The following is an 18,718-nucleotide window of genomic DNA, read 5'->3' as shown; positions in this document are numbered from 1 at the left end:
AATTTCGCGTCGAATTGTCGCCGTTCTCGTACCCACAGCGGGTCAGTGGGTGGGGACGGGCTCCGCGTAGGACTCCAGGGGCGGGCAGGCGCACACGAGGTTGCGGTCGCCCTTGGCCCCGTCGATGCGTCGCACGGGCGACCAGTACTTGGCGGCGCGCAGGCTCGGCAGCGGGAAGGCGGCGAGCTCGCGCGGGTACGGGTGCGTCCACTCGTCGGTCATGAGGCTCGCGGCGGTGTGCGGGGCGTGCCGCAGCGGCGCGTCCTCCGCACTCCACTCCCCCGCCGCCACGCGGTCGATCTCGCCGCGGATGGCGATCATCGCGTCGACGAACCGGTCGAGCTCCGCCAGGTCCTCGCTCTCCGTGGGCTCCACCATGAGCGTGCCCGCCACGGGGAACGACATCGTCGGGGCGTGGAAGCCGTAGTCGATGAGCCGCTTCGCGACGTCCTCGGCGGTCACGCCGGTCTCCGCGGTCAGGGGACGCAGGTCGAGGATGCACTCGTGCGCCACCAGGCCGTTCTTCCCCGTGTACAGCACCGGGAAGAACGGGTCGAGGCGCTTCGCCACGTAGTTCGCGGTGAGGACGGCGGCCTTGGAGGCCTCCGTGAGCCCGTCCGGCCCCATGAGCGCGAGGTAGGCGTACGAGATCGGCAGGATGCCCGCCGACCCGTGCGGCGCCGCACTCACGGGGACGCCGTGCCCAGCGTCGTGCTCCCCCGGAGGCGTGACCGGGTTGGCCGGCAGGAACGGCACCAGGTGCTCCGCCACCGCGACGGGCCCGACGCCGGGGCCTCCGCCGCCGTGCGGGATGCAGAACGTCTTGTGCAGGTTGAGGTGCGACACGTCGCCGCCGAACTCCCCCGGCCGCGCCAGCCCGACCAGCGCGTTCAGGTTCGCGCCGTCGATGTACACCTGCCCACCAGCATCGTGTACAAGGTCGCAGACTTCGCGGACATGCTCCTCGTACACCCCGTGCGTGGACGGGTACGTGATCATGATCCCGGCCACCTGCGCGCCGTGCTGGTCCAGCTTCGCGCGCAGGTCGTCGAGCTGGATCTCGCCGTCGTCCGCCGTCGCCACGACCACCACGCGCAGCCCCGCGAGGGCCGCCGACGCCGCGTTCGTCCCGTGCGCCGACGCCGGGATCAGCACGATGTCGCGGTGCCCCTCACCCCGCGACCGGTGGTACCCCTTGATCGCCAGCAGGCCCGCGAACTCGCCCTGCGAGCCCGCGTTCGGCTGCACCGACACCCCCGCGTACCCCGTGATCTCCGCGAGCTGCGCCTCCAGCGTCGACACCAGCTCCGTGTAGCCCCGGGCCTGGTCAGCGGGCACGTACGGGTGGATGTCCGCGAAGCCCGGCCAGCTGATGGCCTCCATCTCCGCCGTCGCGTTGAGCTTCATCGTGCACGAGCCCAGCGGGATCATCGTGCGGTCCAGCGCCAGGTCCTTGTCGCTCAGCGACCGCAGGTAGCGGAGCATCGAGGTCTCGCTGCGGTGGACGTGGAAGATGGGGTGCTGGAGGTAGGGCGTGGTCCGGGTGACGTCCGCGGGGAGCTCGAAAACCCCTCGCGCGGACGCGTTCACGGGCGCCAGGGCGCCCTCCACTTCGGGAAGGTCTACGTCCGCGCGAGGGGTGTCCGAGCTCCCCGCTTCGTCCGTCACATCGACTACCTGGCCGGTGACGGCGGCGAGGACTGCATCAACGTCGGGCTGTGTGGTCGTCTCGTCGCAGGCGATCTGTACGTGGTCGGCGTCGGCCTTGTACAGGTTGTAGCCGGCGTCCGCGGCGGCCGTGACGACCTGCTGCGCGCGGCCCGGGACGACGGCGCGGACGGTGTCGAAGAAGACCTCGTGCTCGACCTCGACCCCCGCGGCGCGCAGGCCCGCCGCGACGGCGGCGGCGCGGGCGTGGGTGCGCTCCGCGATCGCGCGCAGGCCCTCCGGGCCGTGGTAGACCGCGTACATCGAGGCCACGATCGCGAGCAGCGCCTGCGCCGTGCAGATGTTGCTCGTCGCCTTCTCGCGGCGGATGTGCTGCTCTCGGGTGGCAAGGGCGAGGCGCAGGCCCGTCGCGCCGTCGGCGTCGGTCGACACGCCCACCAGGCGGCCGGGCAGCTGCCGCTCGAGGCCCTTGCGGACCGCCATGAACGCCGCGTGGGGGCCGCCGTAGAAGAGCGGGACGCCGAAACGCTGCGCCGAACCCACCGACACGTCCGCGCCGAGCTCCCCCGGGGAGGTCAGCAGGGTCAGGGCCAGGAGGTCCGCGGCCACCGTGACGAGCGCGCCGCGCTCCTTGGCCTCCGCGACCACGCCGCGCGCGTCCAGCACACGCCCCGACGCGCCCGCCTGCTGCACCACGACGCCCACCAGGTCGCCCTCGGGCAGCTCGCCGCCCGCCGCGACGAACGCCTCCAGGCCGGCCGCGAGCCCGCCGTCGAGCCCCATCGCGACGACCGGCAGCCCGATGGCCTCCGCGCGGCCGCGCGTCACCGCGAGGCTCTGCGGGAACAGGTCCGCGTCGAGCACCACGTACCCGCTCTTCGCGCGCGAGGCGCGCCACATGAGCGCGACGGCCTCCGCCACCGCGGTCGCCTCGTCGAGCAGGGACGCGCCGGCGATCCCCAGGCCCGTAAGGTCCTCCACGGCCTGCTGGAAGTTGAGCAGCGCCTCAAGCCGGCCCTGGGAGATCTCCGGCTGGTACGGCGTGTACGCCGTGTACCAGGCGGGGGACTCGAGCACGTTGCGGCGGATCACCGGGGGAGTGGCGGTGCCGTAGTAGCCCAGGCCGATCATCTGGCGCTTGACCTGGTTCTTCCCCGCGAGGTCGCGCAGGTGGGCCAGCACCTCGGCCTCGGACCGGGCGGCGGGCAGGTCGAGCGGACGGTCCGTGCGGATCGCCTTCGGGACAGCGGCGTCGACGAGGGCGTCCAGGCTGTCGTGGCCGAGCTGGTCCAGCATCGTCGCGACCTCGCGGCCGCGGGGGCCCAGGTGGCGGTCGGCGAACACGTCGGGGTCGTACGCGGGGGAGCCGGGGGAGGTGGTCACGTCGAGCGCTCCGGGAGGTCGGTCGGGCAGGCGGACGGGGACGATCGAGTCCCTCCCCGCTCTGTCATCTGACCACGTGCCGGGCGTCCGCCCGGTCGCACGTCGACCTGAGAGTTTTGCCGGTCCGCCTGGCATCGCCACGGCCTGCGTCACAGCAGGTCAGGACGACGACGGGGCGCGCCGACTTGCACCGTCGGTGGGTCCGTCGTCGACGTCGGGCCAGGGCCGGACGAGGGCGGCGCACCGCTTTCCAGAGTTGCCTCGCCGCGACGGTACGGGGTGCCTGAGAGATTCCCGGGGAGGGATTGCTCCTTCGGCGCCGGCCGCACGCGCACCGGGTGACCGGTCCGACGTCACGGCGCGGGCTCTCCCGACGCGGTTCGAACAGCGTGTTGCGTTGTGCCGCCGATCCTACCCGGGCCGTGTGTCGTCCTCGTGACGCGCCGTGGCCGGGTCGGCGCCGCCCGTCGCCGCCGGCCGTGCGGGCCCGTCCGTCGTGGGCGCGGGCGGCCGCCCGCGCCTCGGCGTCGTCGCGGCCCGGGGCGCCGCGGCGTCGGTCTCCCGCGGGACACCCTCGGCAGGGGCCCGTCCCTTGCGCTCGTCGCGCACCCGTGTGGTGCTCGCGAGCCCGCCGACGAGGATCACCGCCCCCGACAGCAGCAGGTACAGGGCGAGGAGCAGCGCGATCGTCACCGTGTCGTCGGTGGGTCGGGTGAGGACGACGACGCCCAGCACCAGCCACAGCACGGCGTTGGCGAGCTGCCAGTCCCACGCCAGCGCCCGCAGCGCGCGCCCCCGCAGCGCGCCGATCACCCCGACCGCGCCGGCGGCGCAGGCCCAGATCCCGACGACGAGGTACAGCATGGGCGCCGTCATCGACGGCCACAGGACGATCAGCAGCGCCGCGGCGACGCTCAGGATGCCCGCGACGAACCGCCAGCTGACCTCGTCCCCGGTGCTCTGCGCGGTCGTGTCGGCCTTCGACGGCCGGCCCTCGACGATCAGCAGGACGCCCTGCACGAGGATCACGAGCCCGACCAGCCAGCGCAGCCACACCAACCCCTCCTCGGGGTTGAGGAAGAGCAGGACGCCGGCCGCGAGGTAGGCGACGCCCCGCAGGTACACCAGTCCCCACAGCCGTCGCGCCGTCCCGACGGTGCGCCGGGACAGCGGCGCCCCCTTGCCCGACCCCGCGGTGGTGTCGCTCATGCTCGCGATCGTAGGAGCGCCGCGCGTGCGCCGCGCGCCGGAGCGCGGCGGCGGCCGCTGCTCAGCCGAGCTCGAGGTCCCGCGTGACCTCGACCATCGCGTCGACCACGGCGCGCACGGCGGGGCCGGGCTCGTGCCGCGTGGCGCGGTGCCGCGCCACGATGCGCCGGGTGCCCAGCCCGGCCAGCCGCGCGACCTCCAGGCCCTCGGGCACGTCCCCGCCCTCGAGCGCGAGCGCGGGGAGCATCGCGACGCCTTGGTTGGCGGCGACCAGGGCGAGCGCCGTGTCGAAGTCGAAGAACGAGTGCCGGGTGGTGACCGTGGTGCCGAGCGTGCGCCCGAGGCGCCGCAGCGCACGGTCGGACGCCGTGCCCGCCTCGGCCCCGATCCACTGGAGCTGCGCCAGGTCGTCGAGCCGCTCGGGCATCGGCAGCGCGGCCGGGACGACGACGCACCACGGCTCGTCGATCAGGGGCACGTCGTGCACGCCGCGGGGCGCGGGGGCGTCCATGTCCGCGTCGCGCTCGAGCAGGACGACGTCGAGGTCGCCGGCCCGGAGCATCCGGATCGCCTCCGCGGGCTCGTGCTCGCGCACGTCCACCTCGACACCCGGGTACTGCTCGGCGAGGTCGGCGAGCATGGGCGCCACCACGGCACGGATCGCCGACTGGAACGCCCCGAGCACGACGCGGCCGCTCACGCCCTCGCCGAGGGCGGCGATCGCCTGCCGGGCCTCGAGCAGCTCCGCCTCGATGCGTTCGCCCACCTCGGCCAGCACCCGGCCCGCCGGGGTGAGGGTCACGCCGCGAGGCCCGCGGTCGAGGACGGCGAGGCCCTCCTCGGACTCCAAACGGGCGATCTGCTGGGAGACCGCGGACGGGGTGACATGGAGAAGATCTGCTGCCGCGAGCACGCCCCCGGCACGGTGGACGGCAAGGAGAAAGGCAAGTCTCCGTGGGTCTGTAGCCATGTAGAAATACTAACTGCCTCTCGGAGAAGGATTTGATTGCGCTGAAGCCAGATCGTGTCTCAGAATGGTCACAGCGCCGGCCGGCACGACCGGCCCCCGGTTCTCGGGGACGGCGCCCACACACCCTCAGATCCACTCCTTGCCATGGCACACGTGTGCCGTGCCGACCTACCCGGAGGTGCCCGTCATGACGATCTCCCTGCTGACCGTGATTACTGCCCTCGGCTGGGTCGGCGCTCTCGCCGTCGTCCTCGCCTACGGCATGGTGAGCAAGGGCCGCTGGTCGGCCGACTCGCTCGTCTTCCAGCTGTGCAACCTCGGCGGCGCCCTCGTGATGCTGCTCATCGCGGCCGTCAACGGCGTCTGGCCCTCGGCCTTCGCCAACATCGTCGCCGCGGCCATCGGCTTCGCGGCGCTGCGCACGATGGCCCGCGCCCGCCGCACCGAGCGGCGTGCCGCCGCCCAGCTGGCCGCCGCCCAGGTGACCGGTGACCGCCTCGACGCACCCGTGGTCGACGGCAGCGCCGACCCGACCGCCGGTGCCGCCGTCCTCGTCGAGGCCCCGGTGCGCGAGCTCCCGATGCACGGGCTGGCGACCGACGAGCTCCCGGAGCAGGAGCGCGTCGACCTCGCCGCCTGACCGCGGGGGAGCCACGTCAGGCCCTCCGCCGCACGACGGCCGGCACCACCGCCCACAGGCCGAGCAGCACGACGGCCGCCGCGACGCCGACGACGATCCCCGCCGCCCGGCCCACGACGACGTCGAAGACCAGCAGCACCGTCCCCGCCAGCGCGACCGCCAGGAGCACCAGCCCGGCGCGCGTCATGCGGTCACCGCCGGTGACCACCGACCGCTTCAGGTGCTTGCGGAACAGGGCCCGGTGCAGCGCCACCGGCGCGACGAGCAGGCCGGTCGTCGCGATGCACACCAGCACCAGGGTCAGGTAGACCGTGCGCTGGTAGGCGTCCAGCTCGGCGAACCGGGACTGGAACGGCAGGATCAGCAGGAACCCGGTGAGGATCTGCACGCCGGTCTGCATGACGCGCAGCTCCTGCAGCAGCTCGTTCCAGTTGCGGTCCGAGCGCTGCTCGGCCGTCTCCGGGCGGCCGTGCGGCCGGTCCGTCGTCGCGCCGGTCGACTCGTCGCTCATGCCCCCGCCCCCTCGCCGTGCCCGAGCGCGACGTCGACCACGACCGCGCGGTGGTCGCTGACCCCGAGGTCGACCGCGCGGGCCGCCCCGAGCGCCGTCACCGGGCCGTCGGCCAGCACGTGGTCGATCCGGAGCCAGGGGCGGACGCGCGGGTAGGCGGGCACCTGCGCCAGCTCCCGCCACCCCGTACGCCGCGCGGGCAGGTCGCCGCGCGTGTTGAGGTCCCCCAGCAGCACCAGCGGGCGCGGCGCGTGCCGCAGCCGGTGCCGCAGCCGCCGCAGCTGGGCCCGCTTCCAGGGGTCGCGGCGGGACAGGTGCGTCGTGACGACGGTCAGCGGCCCGTCGGGGGTCGCGATCGCCGCGGCCACCGCCACCCGCGGCTCGTCCACCCCGAGCGGCGGCAGCCCCGGCAGGTTGAGCCCGGGCAGGCGCATCGGGTGCCAGGCCCGCACCGGATGGCGGCTGAGCAGCGCGACGCCGTACCCGGCGGCCGCGGGGGAGCGGCCGTCGTCGCCCGTCCTCCGCACCGAGGCGCGCCGTCGTCCCCACGCCGGGTCGAGCGGGCCGCGCAGCGCGGGGACGAACCGGTGCTCCGGCGTCCCGAGCACCGTCGCGAGGCGGAGGGTCTGCGCGGCGCCGTCCGAGCGCGCCTGCCCGTGGTCCACCTCCTGCAGCGCCACGACGTCCGCGTCCAGGCCCGCGAGCGCGTCCCCGAGCCGGTCGAGGTCCACGTACCGACCGTCGACCAGCGCGTGCTGCACGTTCGCCGTCACGAGCCGGATCATCCGCACCTCCTGTCGCCGAGGTAGTTCGCATCCTGCCGAGGTAGCGCGACCTTCGCACCCACGCGAGCCCGGAGACGAACTACCTCGCGGGGTCTCGAACTACCTCGGGGAACTTTGAACTACCTCGCGGGACTTTGAACTACCTCGCGCTCAGAGGGTGCGGTGCCAGGCGACGATGCGGTCGACGGCGCGGGTGACGACGTCGGGCGCGGCGGCGAAGGACAGGCGCACCCAGTCGCCGCCGTGCACGGCGTCGAAGTCGGCGCCCGGGGTGAGGGCGACGTCCGCCTCGGCGAGCAGGCGGCGGCAGTACGTGACGGAGTCGCCGCCGACGGCGTCGCGGAAGCCCGCGACGTTCCCGTACAGGTAGAACGCGCCGTCGGCGGGGGCGACGGGGCGCCAGCCGAGCTCGTCGACGCGGTCGAGCAGGGCGGCGCGCGACGTCGCGTACCGCGCGACGTTGTCGGCCGCGGCGGCGTACCCGGCGGGGGAGAAGGCCGCGACGCCCGCGTGCTGCGCCAACGCCGGGGGCGAGAGAGCGACGTTGCCGGCGAGGGCGTCGACGGGGCCGACCAGCTCGTCGGGCAGCACGAGCCAGCCGAGGCGCCAGCCCGTCATGGCCCAGTACTTGGAGAACGAGTTCACCACCACGGCCCCGGCGTCCGTGTACATCGCCGCAGTGGCCTGCTGTACATCGTCGGAGTAGGCGATGCCGTGGTAGATCTCGTCGCTGATCAGGCGGACGTCGTGCTCCTCGCACCAGCGTGCGAGCGCCGCCAGCTCGGCGGGCGGCAGCATCGTGCCGGTGGGGTTCGCGGGAGACGCGACGACCAGACCGTCCAGCCCGCCCTCGTAGTAGGCCCCCATGAGCTGGGAGACCGTCGGCTGGTAGCGGGTGTCGGGGCCGCAGTCGAGCTCCACCACCTCGCAGCCGAGCGCGGCCAGGATGTTCTTGTACGCCGGGTAGCCCGGCCGGGCGAGCGCCACCCGGTCCCCGACGTCGAACGCGGCGAGGAACGCCAGCAGGAAGCCGCCGCTCGAGCCCGTCGTCACGGCGATGCGCGCGGGGTCGACCTCGACGTCGTACCAGCGCCGGTAGTGCCCGGCGATCTCCTGGCGCAGGGCGGGCACGCCCATGGACTCCGTGTAGCCGAGGTCGGCCGTGCGCAACAGCTCCGCGGCCCGCTCGCGCACGACGTCGGACGCTCCGGTGGACGGCTCGCCCGCGCACAGGTTGAGGACGTCGTGCCCGCCGGCGCGGCGTTCGTTGGCTGTGGCCAGCACCTGCATGACGGCGAACGGCGGCACGTGGCTGCGGCGCGAGACCTTCATACGGCCATCATGCCGGGTCGGTGGCTCCCGGCGGCGGCCGGTCCGCGCCTAGGCTGGGACGAGCCGACCCGAGGGGAATGCCGATGTTCCGACGCCGCCGCGACGACCAGAGCGACCCGGCACGCCGGGCCGCGCAGTACCAGGTGGACCGGGAGGCCGCCGCCGACGCCCAGGCCGGCGAGGGGCACGACGGCGCCGACGACGAGACCGCGCCCGCCGCCGCGCGGCCCCGCAAGCGCATGGACGACCGCGCCCTGTGGGTCGACACCGTCGTCGACCAGGCGATCCGCCGCGGGGAGTTCGACGACCTGCCGCTGGCGGGCAAGCCCATCCCCGGGCTGGGCGGCACGCACGACCCGGACTGGTGGCTGAAGAACCTCGTCGAGCGCGAGCAGATCACGGGCGTGCTGCCGGCCGCGCAGCTGCGCCGCGACGACGCCGAGCTGGACGAGACGCTGGACCGCGAGCCCGAGGAGGACGGTGCACGCGCGATCGTCGAGGAGTTCAACGCCCGCGTGATCGACGCCCGGCGCCAGCTGCTGGGCGGGCCGCCCGTCGTGACGCCCACGCGGGACGTCGAGCGCGAGGTGCAGCGGTGGCGCGAGCGCCGCCGCGCCCGCGGGATCTTCTGAGGGCCGTCGTGGGCGACGGCGGCTGGACGGCGCACGCCGTGCTGCTCGACCTGCAGGGCACGGTGTACGAGGGCGACCGGCTGGTGCCGGGCGCGGACGCGGCGGTCGTGACGCTGCGCGACGCGGGACACGCGGTCCGGTTCGTCACCAACACGGACTCGCAGGACTCGGCGTCGGTCGTCGCGATGCTGCGGGGGATGGGCCTCGACCTCGACGCGTCGGAGCTCTTCACACCCGTCGACGCGGCGGTCGCGGACCTCCGGGGCCGGGACGCGCGCGTGCACGTGCTCGCCACCGCCGCGGTGCGCGACCAGCTCGCCGCGAGCCTCGACGTCGTCGGCCCGGACGACGACCCCACGCACGTGCTGGTCGGCGACGTGCACGACGTCCTCGACTACCCGGCCCTCGACGCGGCCTTCCGCGCCGTCCTCGGGGGCGCGGAGCTGCTGGCGCTGCAGCACGGGCGCTGGTTCCTGCGCGGCGGGCGCCCCGCCCTCGACACCGGGTCCGTGGTGGCCGCGATCGAGCACGGCGCCGAGGTGACGGCGCGCACGCTGGGCAAGCCGAGCACGGAGTTCCTGCGGCTGGCGCTGGGGACGATCGACCCCGCGCCCGCGCCGTCGCGCACGTGGGTGGTGGGCGACGACCGCTCGTCGGACGTCGCGATGGGCCGCGCCGCGGGCGTGCGGACGGCGCTGGTGCGCACGGGAAAGTTCGACCGGCAGGCCGGCGACCACTCGCTGCCGCGCGCGGAGCACGTGATCGACGACGTCACGGCGCTGCCCGCGCTGCTCGCGCCGGGCTGAGGCCGGGTGTACCGTCGCGATGTATACAGATCGGTATACATCGTGAGGAGGTCAAGCGATGGACGTGCCCCCGACCATGCGTGCGGTGCGGATCACGGAGCACGGAGGGCCTGAGGTCCTCGAGCTGACGGACATGGCCGTCCCGGTCCCGCAGGCCGGGGAGGTGCTGGTCCGCGTCAGCGCGGTGGCGCTGAACAACACGGACCTGTGGACACGGGAGGGCGCCTACGGGAACCCGGAGGACCCGCGGGCGCTGTCGGGCTGGCGCGGCCCGATCGACTTCCCCCGCGTCCAGGGCGCCGACGTCGCGGGCCGGGTCGCGGCCGTCGGGCCCGGCGTCGACGAGGGCCTGGTCGGCCGCCGGGTGGTCGTCGACCCCGCGGTCTACGACGGCGACGGTCCGGACGCGAACCCCGTGGGCCTGATGGGGAGCGAGCGCGACGGCGGCTATGCCGAGTACGTGACCGCCCCGGCCCGGCAGGTGCACGACGTCACGGGCTCCGCGCTCACGGACGACCAGCTCGCGACCCTGCCGACCGCGTACGGCACGGCGCTGGGCATGATCGAGCGGGGGCGGCTGCGGGAGGGGGAGACCGTCCTGGTGTCGGGGGCCTCCGGCGGCGTGGGCGTCGCGGCCGTGCAGATCGCCCGTGCCCGCGGCGCGCGGGTGGTCGCGATCAGCAGCGGGTCCAAGGTCGACGCGGTCCGCGAGGCCGGCGCGCACGCCGTCGTCGACCGCGCGCGGGACGTCGCCGAGCAGGTCCGCGCCGCCGCCCCGGAGGGGGTCGACGTCGGGCTCGACGTCGTCGCGGGCGACCTGGTCGGGGACGGCCTGCCGCTGCTGCGCGAGGGCGGCCGTTGGGTCGTCGCCGGCGCGCTCGGCGGGTACGAGGTGGCCTTCGACGTGCGCCGGCTCTACCTCCACAACGCCCAGGTGATCGGGTCGGCGATGCACACGCCCACCCACTTCGGGATGCTCATGGACCTGGCCCGCGGGGCCGATATCACGCCGCTCGTCGCCGCGACGTATCGCCTGGACCAGGCCGCTCAGGCGCAGGAGGAGCTCGCCCGCCGCAGGCACGTGGGGAAGATCGTCCTGCACCCGTGAGCGGCCCGGTCCGGGCCGGGCGTCACTCCACGAAGGCGAGCGCGTCGATCTCGACGAGCATCTCCTCGCGCGGGAGGCCGACCATCACGGTGGTGCGCGACGGCAGCACGGCGTCGGGGCCGAGGCGCTCGGAGAGGAAGGCGCCGTAGGCGTCGTTCATCGCGGCGAAGTCGTCGCGGGTCGTGAGGTACACGCGCAGCATGACGACGTCCGCGAGGGTGCCGCCGCCGGCCTGCACGATCGCCTCGACGTTCTGCAGCGTGCGCGTGGTCTGCGCGGCGACGTCGCCCGGGTAGAGGTACTCGTTCGAGGCCGGGTCCACGGGGCCCTGGCCGGAGACCTGGAGCAGGTTGCCGACCCGCACGCCCTGGTGGAACGTGTGCGCCGGGGCGGGGGCCTGGTCGGTGGAGATCGCGGTCTTGGTGGTCATGCCGGGGTCCTTTCGGTGGGTGGTGCGGTGCGGGGCACGTCGCGCCCCGCCCAGTCGGCCTCGACGGCGGCGGCCGTCGCGCGCAGCAGCGGCACGAGGTCGCGGACGCCGTCGAGGTCGAGGATCACGTCCGGCACCGAGACCGACACCGCCGCGACGACCGTGCCCGCCGCGTCGCGGACCGGGGCCCCGACGCAGTTGACGAACGGCTCGTGCTCGGCGGCGTCCTCGGCCCACCCCTGCTCGCGCACGCGCGCCAGCTCGGCACGGTAGGCGTCGGGGTCGGTGAGAGTGCGGGGCGTGAAGGCGTGGAAGTCGGTGGTGGCGAGCAGCTGGGCCAGCCGGCCCTCGGGCAGCTCGGCGGCGAGCACCTTGCCGACGGCGGTGGCGTGCAGCGGGGCGGGGAGGCCGAGCTCGGAGTACATCCGCACGGAGCTGGTGCTCTCCACCTTGGCGACGTACACCGGGCGGGCGCCCTCGAGGACCGCGAGGTGCACGGCCTGCCCGCCGGTGTCCCGGCCGAGCCGCTCCAGGTGGGGCAGCGCGACGTCGCGCACGCCGTGCCCCTCGAGCGCCTGGCGGCCGAGCTCGAACAGGCGCGAGCCCAGCGAGTAGCGGTGCCGGTCGTCGCGGCGGACGAAGCGCTCGTCCTCGAGGGCGCGCAGCAGCCGCAGCACGGTGGTCTTGTGGACGCCGAGCTCCTGGGCGAGGTCGTCGAGGGTGCGGGGCCCGTCGCCGAGCTGGCCCACGATCCGCAGCGCGCGCCCCACGCTCTGGCTCACGAACCCTCCTGACCTGCCGGTTCCCCGCCGCCCGGCTCGCGGTCCGGGCCCGGCGGGCCGATGCTCGAACGCGTGCCGGATTGACGGCACGACCGGCGCGATGTTAGCAAGGTGCGTCATCCTGCGCAACGAACGTTGCGCTCTGTGCAACGTGAGCGGGAAGCAAGGAGGTCTGACGATGGACCGCACGGGAGCCGAGGACGCCTGTCGGATCGATCGCGAGAAGGTCGCCGCGCGCGACGCCGAGCGCCTCGACTGGCGCCACAAGGGCGTCCCCCCGGAGCTGTGGGGGCTCACCGTGGCCGAGGTCCGCGAGCGCCGGCCCCGCCTGTCCGCGCTGCCCACGCCGCTGCTCACGCTGTCCCGGTCCGCCCTCGACACCAACCTGCGCGTCATGGCCGAGTGGTGCGCCGAGCGCGGCCTCGACCTCGCCCCGCACGGCAAGACGACGATGGCGCCGCAGCTCTGGGCCGAGCAGGTCGACGCCGGCGCCTGGGCGATCACGGTCGCGAACCCGTTCCAGCTCGGGGTGGCCCTCGAGTTCGGCGTGAGCCGCGTCATGGTGGCCAACAGCGTGATCTCGCCGCTCGCGCTGCGCTGGATCGCGGACGAGCTCGCCGCCGACCGCACCCTGCGCGTGCTCGTCTGGGCCGACGCGACGGCCACGGTCGACCTCATGCACGAGGCGCTCGCGGCGCACGTCGCCGCCTCCGGCTCCCGTCCGCCGATCGACGTGCTGGTGGAGCGCGGCGGCGCCGGCGGCCGCACCGGCGCCCGCGACCTGGAGACCGCGCTGGCGGTCGCCGAGCGGGTCGCCGCGTCGCCGCACCTGCGCCTCGCCGGCGTGGCCGGCTACGAGGGCGCGCTCGCCCACGACTCCGACGCCCACAGCCGCGACGTGGTGCGCGGGTACCTGCGCGACATGGTCGAGGTGCACGAGCGCCTCGCCGCCGACGGCCGCTACGAGGTCGACGCGCCCGTGGTGTCCGCGGGCGGCAGCGCCTACTTCGACGTCGTCGACGAGGTGCTCTCGCCGCTGATCGCCGACGGCGCGCGCGTCGTGCTGCGCAGCGGCGCGTACGTGGTGCACGACGACGGCTTCTACCGCCACATCTCGCCGCTCGGCGAGGAGCCGCGCACCGGCGGCCCGGGCTTCCGCTCCGCCATGCACGGCTGGGTGCGGGTGACCTCGCAGCCCGAGCCCGGCCTGGCGCTCTTCGACGCCGGCAAGCGCGACCTGCCGTTCGACGAGGGCCTGCCCGAGGTCCAGCTGCGACGCCCCGCCGGGGCGGGCGAGGCGCCCGCGCCCGTGCCCGGCGTCGGCGTCACCGCGCTCAACGACCAGCACGGCTTCCTCCGCTGGGACGGCGAGGCGCCGGTGCGCATCGGCGACGAGCTGCGGCTGGGGCTGTCGCACCCGTGCACGGCCCTGGACAAGTGGAAGCTCGTCCCGGTGCTCGACGACGCCGACGCCCCCGACCCGGTCGTCGTCGACCTCGTGCGCACGTGGTTCTGAGCGGGGGAGCGAGCGCATGACCGCCGACTGGCTGATCCGCGACGCGCTGGTGCTGGACGGCACCGGCGCACCCGGCGTCGTCGCCGACGTCACCGTGGCCGAGGGCCGCGTCACCGCCGTCGACCCCGGGCGTCGCGACGCGCGCGCCGGCGGCGCGCACCGGACCGTCGACGCCGGCGGCCGGGCGCTCACGCCCGGCTTCATCGACATGCACGCCCACTCCGACGTGCAGATCCTCGCGAACCCCGACCACACGGCCAAGGTGAGCCAGGGCGTCACGCTCGAGGTGCTGGGCCAGGACGGGCTGTCCTTCGCGCCGGTGGACGAGCGCACCCGCACCGCGATCCGCGCGCAGATCGCGGGCTGGAACGACGACCCGCCCGGGTTCAATTGGGACTGGGAGTCGGTGGCCGGCTACCTCGACCGGCTCGACGGCGGGATCGCGTGCCACGCCGCGTACCTCGTGCCGCAGGGCACGCTGCGGCACCTCGTCGTCGGGCCGGACGAGCGCCCGGCCACGGCCGCCGAGGTCGCCCGGATGGCCGAGCTGCTGGCCCAGGGGATGCGCGAGGGCGCGCTGGGCATGAGCAGCGGCCTCACCTACACGCCCGGCATGTACGCCGACGACGACGAGCTCGCCGCGCTGCTGCGCGTCGTCGCCGCGCACGGCGGCTACTACAGCCCGCACACCCGGTCGTACGGCAAGGGCGCGCTCGAGGCCTACGCCGAGATGATCGACCTGGCCCGCGCCACGGGCTGCGCGCTGCACCTCACGCACGCGACGATGAACTTCGCGCCCAACAAGGGCCGCGGGGGCGAGCTCCTGACCTTGATCGACGGCGCGCTGGACGACGGCGTGGACGTCACGCTCGACACCTACCCGTACCTGCCGGGCTCGACGACGCTCAGCGCGATCCTGCCGAGCTGGTCGTTCTCCGGTGGGCCCGACGCGCTCCTCGCGCGGCTCGCCGACCCGGCCGACCGCGAGCGGATCCTGCACGAGCTGGAGCACGTCGGCACCGACGGCTGCCACGGCTGCGTGGCCGAGTGGGACACCATCGAGATCAGCGGCGTGCAGAATCCCGCGCTCGCGGGGCGCGTCGGCCGCACGGTCGAGGCGATCGCGCGCGACGAGGGCCGCACCCCGGGCGACGTCTTCGTGGAGCAGCTGGTCGCCGACCGGCTCGGCACCACGATCCTGCAGCACGTGGGGCACGAGGAGAACGTGCGCGCGATCATGCAGCACCGCACCCACTGCGGCGGCTCGGATGCCATCCTCGTGGGCGGCCGCCCGCACCCGCGCGCGTGGGGCACGTTCCCGCGTTACCTCGCGCGGTACGTGCGCGAGCTCGGCGTCCTCACCCTCGAGGACTGCGTGCAGCACCTCACGGGCCGCCCCGCGGCCCGCCTCAAGCTGACGGGCCGCGGCCTGGTCCGACCCGGCTACGCCGCGGACCTCGTGCTGCTCGACCCCGACACCGTCCAGGACACCGCCACGTTCGAGGACCCGCGCCAGCAGGCGACGGGCATCGACCTGGTCCTGGTCGACGGCGTCGCCGTGATGGACGACGGCGCCCGCACCGATGCCCTCCCCGGACGCGCGCTGCGGCGCACGGACGAGGGCACCCGCTGAACCCTCCGCGGCCCGGCACCCCGGGTGCCGGCGCGGGAGACAGGAGACAACCCCGATGCGATCACTGCTGCAGGCAGCCGGGGACGACGACACCCTCGCCCTGATCAACCAGCCGTGGGACAGTCACGACACGCAGGTGCTGGTGGTCACCGCCATCGGCATCGCCATCGTCGTGCTGCTCATCACGCTGCTCAAGATGCACGGCTTCATCGCCCTGACCCTCGGGTCGCTGTTCGTGGCGATCGGCTCCGGCATCCCGCTCGGCGACGTCGCCGGCGTGTTCGAGACCGGCGTCGGCGACGTGCTGGGCACCGTCGGCGTGCTGGTGGTGCTGGGCGCGATGCTCGGCAAGCTGCTGGCCGACTCCGGGGGAGCCGACGAGATCGTCGACAAGATCCTCCGCGGCGGCACCGGGAGCCTCCCGTGGCGGATGGCGCTGATCGCCTTCCTCATCGGCATCCCGATGTTCTTCGAGGTCGGGCTCGTGCTGCTGATCCCCGTGATCATGCTCGCGGTGCGCCGCTCCGGCCTCCCCGCGATGCTGCTGGCCATGCCGGCGCTGGCCGGCCTGTCGGTGCTGCACGGCTTCGTGCCCCCGCACCCCGGCCCGCTCGCCGCCATCGGCAACCTCGGCGCCGACGTCGGCGTCACCATGGCGCTCGGCCTGCTCATCGCCGTGCCCACGGTGATCATCGCCGGCCCGGTGTGGGGCCGGTTCGCCGCGAAGCTGGTGCCGATCGGCGCGCAGGGCGGCGGCGGCGGCATCGTCGCCGACGACACGGACGGGGGCACGAGCGGCGACCGCGAGCCGGGCACCGTCAAGACGCGCAACCCCACCTTCACGCTCACCCTCGTGACCATCCTCAGCCCGGTGGTGCTCATGCTGCTGCGCGCCGGCGTCGACGTGTGGGCCAGCCCGGACGCGTGGTTCTTCCCGTTCGTGACGTTCATCGGCGAGCCGCTGGTGGCCCTGCTCATCGCCGTGCTGCTCGCGATGATCACCTTCGGCACGAGCGTCGGCTTCTCGCCGTCCACGCTGACGGTCAAGATGACGGACAGCCTCAAGCCCATCGCGAGCGCCACGATGATCGTCGGGGCCGGCGGTGGCTTCAAGGCCGTGCTCGTCGAGGGCGGCACCGGCATCGCGATCGGCAAGGCGGCCGTGGCGATGAGCCTGTCCGTGCTGGTGCTGGGCTGGCTGATCGCCGTGCTGGTGCGCATCGCGACCGGCTCGGCCACCGTCGCGATCGTCACGGCGTCCGGCATCGTCGCGCCGCTCGCCACGGGCCTGACGCCGACGCACCTGGCGCTCGTCGTCCTCGCCATCGGCGCCGGGTCGTTGATCCTGTCGCACGTGAACGACGCCGGGTTCTGGCTGGTCAAGGAGTACTTCGGCATGACCATCGGCCAGACGTTGAAGACCTGGACGGTGATGGAGACGATCATCGCCGTCCTCGGCCTGCTCTTCACCTGGCTGCTCTGGCTGGTCGTGTAGCGGCCGTCCGGTCGCGCCGCCGCGCCGCGTTCCTTACGTTCGGGGCGTGGACCAGGCCGGCACCAGCAGCACCGCGAGCGGCGTCCCCGGAGAAGGGGGCGCCGCTCGCGGCGCGTGGGCGCCCGACGTGCTGCCCGGCTTCGAGCAGCGCACGCTGCGCCTGGAGCCGGACTTCGAGGGCGAGGTCGTCGCGACGCTGGTGCGGAGGGCGCCCGAGCCGGGCGCGGACGACGGTGCCGGCCCCGGCGCCGCGGCCGACGCCGGCATCGACGTGCTGTACGTGCACGGCTGGACCGACTACTTCTTCCAGACCCACCTCGCGGCGTTCTGGGAGCGCCTGGGGGCGCGCTTCTACGCCCTCGACCTGCGCAAGTACGGCCGCAGCCTGCGCGAGCACCAGACGCCGGGATTCGTCACGGCGCTCGCGACGTACGACGAGGACGTCGAGGCGGCGCTCGCCGTCCTCGGGCACGGCCCGGGGGCGTCGCCGGACCGCCGGCTGGTGCTCATGGGCCACTCCACCGGCGGGCTGGTGCTCAGCCTGTGGGTGGCGCACAAGCCCGGCCGCGCCGCCGCCCTCGTGCTCAACAGCCCCTGGCTGGAGTTCCAGACACGCAGCGTGGGGCGGTGGATGCTCGAGCCCGGCCTGCGCGCGCAGGCCGCGCTCGCCCCGCGCAGCCACCTGATGAACGTGGACCTCGGGTACTACGTGCGCAGCGTCTCCAACCGGTACGACGGGGCGTGGGACATCGACCCCGCCTGGCGGCCCGACACCGGCTGGCGCACCACCCCCGCCTGGTTGTCCGCGATCTTCCAGGGGCAGGAGCGCGTGTCGCGGGGCCTCGGCATCGACGTGCCCGTGCTGGTGCTGCTCTCGGCCCGCTCGACCGCCCCGGTGCGGTGGAGCCCCGAGATGCTCACGACCGACTCCGTGCTCGAGGTCGGCGGGGTCGCGCGGCGCGTCCCCTCGCTGGGCAGCCTCGTCACGCTCGTGCGCCTCGACGGCGCCATGCACGACGTCACCCTCTCCGCGCCCGACGTCCGCGAGGCCGTCTGGCGCGAGATCTCCCGCTGGTTCGGCGCCTACGTCGGGCCGCGGCCGGCGGCCCCGGGGCCCGCGTCGTCGGGCGTCGCGGCGTGGTGGCGCCGCACGTTCCGCCGCGAGCGCCGGGCCGGCCGGCACGAGGTGGGGCGCGAGATCCGGCGCGAGGGGCGGGGCGAGCGCCGCCGCGAGGTCACAGCGCCCGCACCAGCTCCAGCTCCTGGCCCGCCTCGAGCATGAACGTCGAGCCCGACGGCGCGAAGCCGAGCTTGCGGTAGGCGGCCTGCGCGCGCGGGTTGTCCACGTGCACGCACAGCCGCGCCCGCTCGACGCCCTGGTCGCGCGCCCATGCCTGCACGCCGTCGAACAGCTCGCGCAGCACGCCCGCGCCGCGGTGCTCGGGGCGCACGAACACGCCGACCAGGTGCACCTGCCGCTGCACCACCGGGCCGCCGAGCACGTCGGTCGCCCCCGGCTCCTCGACCAGCCCCGTCGTCATGCCCACCCAGCGCCCGGCCGCGTCGACGGCGACGAACGCGCACACGACGTCGCTCGTCGCCGCGTTCCGCGCCCGGTCCTGCCAGAACACGTCCGGCCGTGCCGCGGCCGCGTCGTGGGTCTCGAGGAACGCCACCGGCGCCGCCGGGTCCTGGAGCGCCGCCAGGCGCAGATCCCGGGTCTCGCGCCACTCGTCCGTACGGGCGCGGCGCACGGTGATCGTCTCCGGGGGGTTCGTCATCCTCGGATCCTTCCATCCCGCCGGCCTGGCCCGCCCC

17 protein-coding genes and 1 riboswitch are annotated in these 18,718 nt (G+C 74.6%); of the genes, 8 read left to right on the top strand and 9 right to left on the bottom strand.

Annotated features, from left to right (window positions below; genetic code table 11):
* Positions 1 to 42 precede the first annotated feature (42 nt).
* From gcvP to ACQFYA_RS00780, 3 genes are all read right to left on the bottom strand, one after another.
* Positions 43 to 3,051 (bottom strand): aminomethyl-transferring glycine dehydrogenase, encoded by a 3,009-nt coding sequence (gene gcvP, locus ACQFYA_RS00790; RefSeq protein ID WP_499120589.1) that lies wholly within the window; start codon positions 3,049 to 3,051, stop codon positions 43 to 45.
* Between the two features lie 260 nt (positions 3,052 to 3,311).
* Positions 3,312 to 3,434, bottom strand: a riboswitch (glycine riboswitch).
* Positions 3,435 to 3,462: 28 nt separating this feature from the next.
* A complete protein-coding gene (locus ACQFYA_RS00785; RefSeq protein WP_499120586.1) occupies positions 3,463 to 4,260 on the bottom strand; it encodes an HdeD family acid-resistance protein in 798 nt (265 codons plus the stop codon).
* 61 nt (positions 4,261 to 4,321) lie between these two features.
* Entirely contained in the window at positions 4,322 to 5,230 is a 909-nt protein-coding gene (locus tag ACQFYA_RS00780) for a LysR family transcriptional regulator (protein ID WP_499120584.1), read from the bottom strand.
* A gap of 187 nt (positions 5,231 to 5,417) precedes the next feature.
* Here ACQFYA_RS00780 and ACQFYA_RS00775 point away from each other — a divergent pair, with 187 nt between their 5' ends.
* Positions 5,418 to 5,870 (top strand): CBU_0592 family membrane protein, encoded by a 453-nt coding sequence (locus ACQFYA_RS00775; protein WP_499120582.1) that lies wholly within the window; start codon positions 5,418 to 5,420, stop codon positions 5,868 to 5,870.
* Positions 5,871 to 5,886: 16 nt separating this feature from the next.
* On the opposite strand, the gene ACQFYA_RS00770 is transcribed toward ACQFYA_RS00775, so the two are convergent.
* The 3 genes from ACQFYA_RS00770 to ACQFYA_RS00760 all read right to left on the bottom strand — a co-directional run bounded on the left by ACQFYA_RS00770 (position 5,887) and on the right by ACQFYA_RS00760 (position 8,498).
* Positions 5,887 to 6,381 carry a DUF6328 family protein gene (locus tag ACQFYA_RS00770; RefSeq protein ID WP_499120580.1) on the bottom strand — a complete coding sequence of 165 codons (495 nt, stop codon included), beginning with the start codon at positions 6,379 to 6,381 and terminating at the stop codon, positions 5,887 to 5,889.
* The gene (locus tag ACQFYA_RS00765; protein ID WP_499120578.1) at positions 6,378 to 7,166 is read right to left on the bottom strand and encodes an endonuclease/exonuclease/phosphatase family protein; all 789 of its coding nucleotides are present in this window, start codon (positions 7,164 to 7,166) and stop codon (positions 6,378 to 6,380) included. The genes ACQFYA_RS00770 and ACQFYA_RS00765 overlap by 4 nt, the downstream gene beginning before the upstream one ends.
* 150 nt (positions 7,167 to 7,316) lie before the next feature.
* Positions 7,317 to 8,498, bottom strand: coding sequence for an aminotransferase class I/II-fold pyridoxal phosphate-dependent enzyme (locus ACQFYA_RS00760; protein ID WP_499120576.1), 1,182 nt, complete (start codon positions 8,496 to 8,498; stop codon positions 7,317 to 7,319).
* Between the two features lie 83 nt (positions 8,499 to 8,581).
* Between ACQFYA_RS00760 and ACQFYA_RS00755 the strand changes: the two genes are divergently transcribed.
* Genes ACQFYA_RS00755 through ACQFYA_RS00745 form a run of 3 tightly spaced genes read left to right on the top strand, consistent with a single transcriptional unit; the run spans position 8,582 to position 11,044 of the window.
* The gene (locus ACQFYA_RS00755) at positions 8,582 to 9,130 is read left to right on the top strand and encodes a DnaJ family domain-containing protein (RefSeq protein ID WP_499120574.1); all 549 of its coding nucleotides are present in this window, start codon (positions 8,582 to 8,584) and stop codon (positions 9,128 to 9,130) included.
* On the top strand, positions 9,094 to 9,936 hold the full coding sequence (locus tag ACQFYA_RS00750; RefSeq protein ID WP_499120572.1) for an HAD-IIA family hydrolase: 843 nt from the start codon (positions 9,094 to 9,096) through the stop codon (positions 9,934 to 9,936). Before ACQFYA_RS00755 ends, ACQFYA_RS00750 begins: the two co-directional genes overlap by 37 nt.
* 58 nt (positions 9,937 to 9,994) lie before the next feature.
* Positions 9,995 to 11,044 (top strand): zinc-binding dehydrogenase, encoded by a 1,050-nt coding sequence (locus ACQFYA_RS00745; protein ID WP_499120570.1) that lies wholly within the window; start codon positions 9,995 to 9,997, stop codon positions 11,042 to 11,044.
* Positions 11,045 to 11,066: 22 nt separating this feature from the next.
* On the opposite strand, the gene ACQFYA_RS00740 is transcribed toward ACQFYA_RS00745, so the two are convergent.
* Both ACQFYA_RS00740 and ACQFYA_RS00735 read right to left on the bottom strand, forming a co-directional pair.
* Positions 11,067 to 11,474 carry a RidA family protein gene (locus tag ACQFYA_RS00740; protein WP_499120568.1) on the bottom strand — a complete coding sequence of 136 codons (408 nt, stop codon included), beginning with the start codon at positions 11,472 to 11,474 and terminating at the stop codon, positions 11,067 to 11,069.
* Positions 11,471 to 12,256: an IclR family transcriptional regulator gene (locus tag ACQFYA_RS00735; RefSeq protein WP_499120566.1), complete on the bottom strand. Its 786-nt coding sequence runs from the start codon at positions 12,254 to 12,256 to the stop codon at positions 11,471 to 11,473. Before ACQFYA_RS00735 ends, ACQFYA_RS00740 begins: the two co-directional genes overlap by 4 nt.
* A gap of 178 nt (positions 12,257 to 12,434) precedes the next feature.
* Here ACQFYA_RS00735 and ACQFYA_RS00730 point away from each other — a divergent pair, with 178 nt between their 5' ends.
* From ACQFYA_RS00730 to ACQFYA_RS00715, 4 genes are read left to right on the top strand one after another with little or no spacing between them, the layout of a single operon-like run.
* The gene (locus ACQFYA_RS00730; protein ID WP_499120564.1) at positions 12,435 to 13,772 is read left to right on the top strand and encodes an alanine racemase; all 1,338 of its coding nucleotides are present in this window, start codon (positions 12,435 to 12,437) and stop codon (positions 13,770 to 13,772) included.
* A 16-nt stretch (positions 13,773 to 13,788) separates the two neighbouring features.
* On the top strand, positions 13,789 to 15,405 hold the full coding sequence (locus ACQFYA_RS00725; RefSeq protein ID WP_499120562.1) for an N-acyl-D-amino-acid deacylase family protein: 1,617 nt from the start codon (positions 13,789 to 13,791) through the stop codon (positions 15,403 to 15,405).
* 55 nt (positions 15,406 to 15,460) lie between these two features.
* A complete protein-coding gene (locus ACQFYA_RS00720; RefSeq protein ID WP_499120560.1) occupies positions 15,461 to 16,900 on the top strand; it encodes a GntT/GntP/DsdX family permease in 1,440 nt (479 codons plus the stop codon).
* Between the two features lie 46 nt (positions 16,901 to 16,946).
* On the top strand, positions 16,947 to 18,182 hold the full coding sequence (locus ACQFYA_RS00715) for an alpha/beta hydrolase (RefSeq protein WP_499120559.1): 1,236 nt from the start codon (positions 16,947 to 16,949) through the stop codon (positions 18,180 to 18,182).
* On the opposite strand, the gene ACQFYA_RS00710 is transcribed toward ACQFYA_RS00715, so the two are convergent.
* A complete protein-coding gene (locus ACQFYA_RS00710) occupies positions 18,136 to 18,681 on the bottom strand; it encodes a GNAT family N-acetyltransferase (RefSeq protein ID WP_499120557.1) in 546 nt (181 codons plus the stop codon). The two genes, ACQFYA_RS00715 and ACQFYA_RS00710, sit on opposite strands and share 47 nt — an antisense overlap.
* Between the last annotated feature and the right edge of the window lie 37 nt (positions 18,682 to 18,718).

It is taken from the genome of Promicromonospora sp. Marseille-Q5078 (genome assembly GCF_050315395.1).
Taxonomy (GTDB): domain Bacteria; phylum Actinomycetota; class Actinomycetes; order Actinomycetales; family Cellulomonadaceae; genus Isoptericola.
The sequence above is the reverse complement of the archived record's forward strand: the minus strand, read 5'-3'. Positions and strand labels throughout refer to the sequence as shown.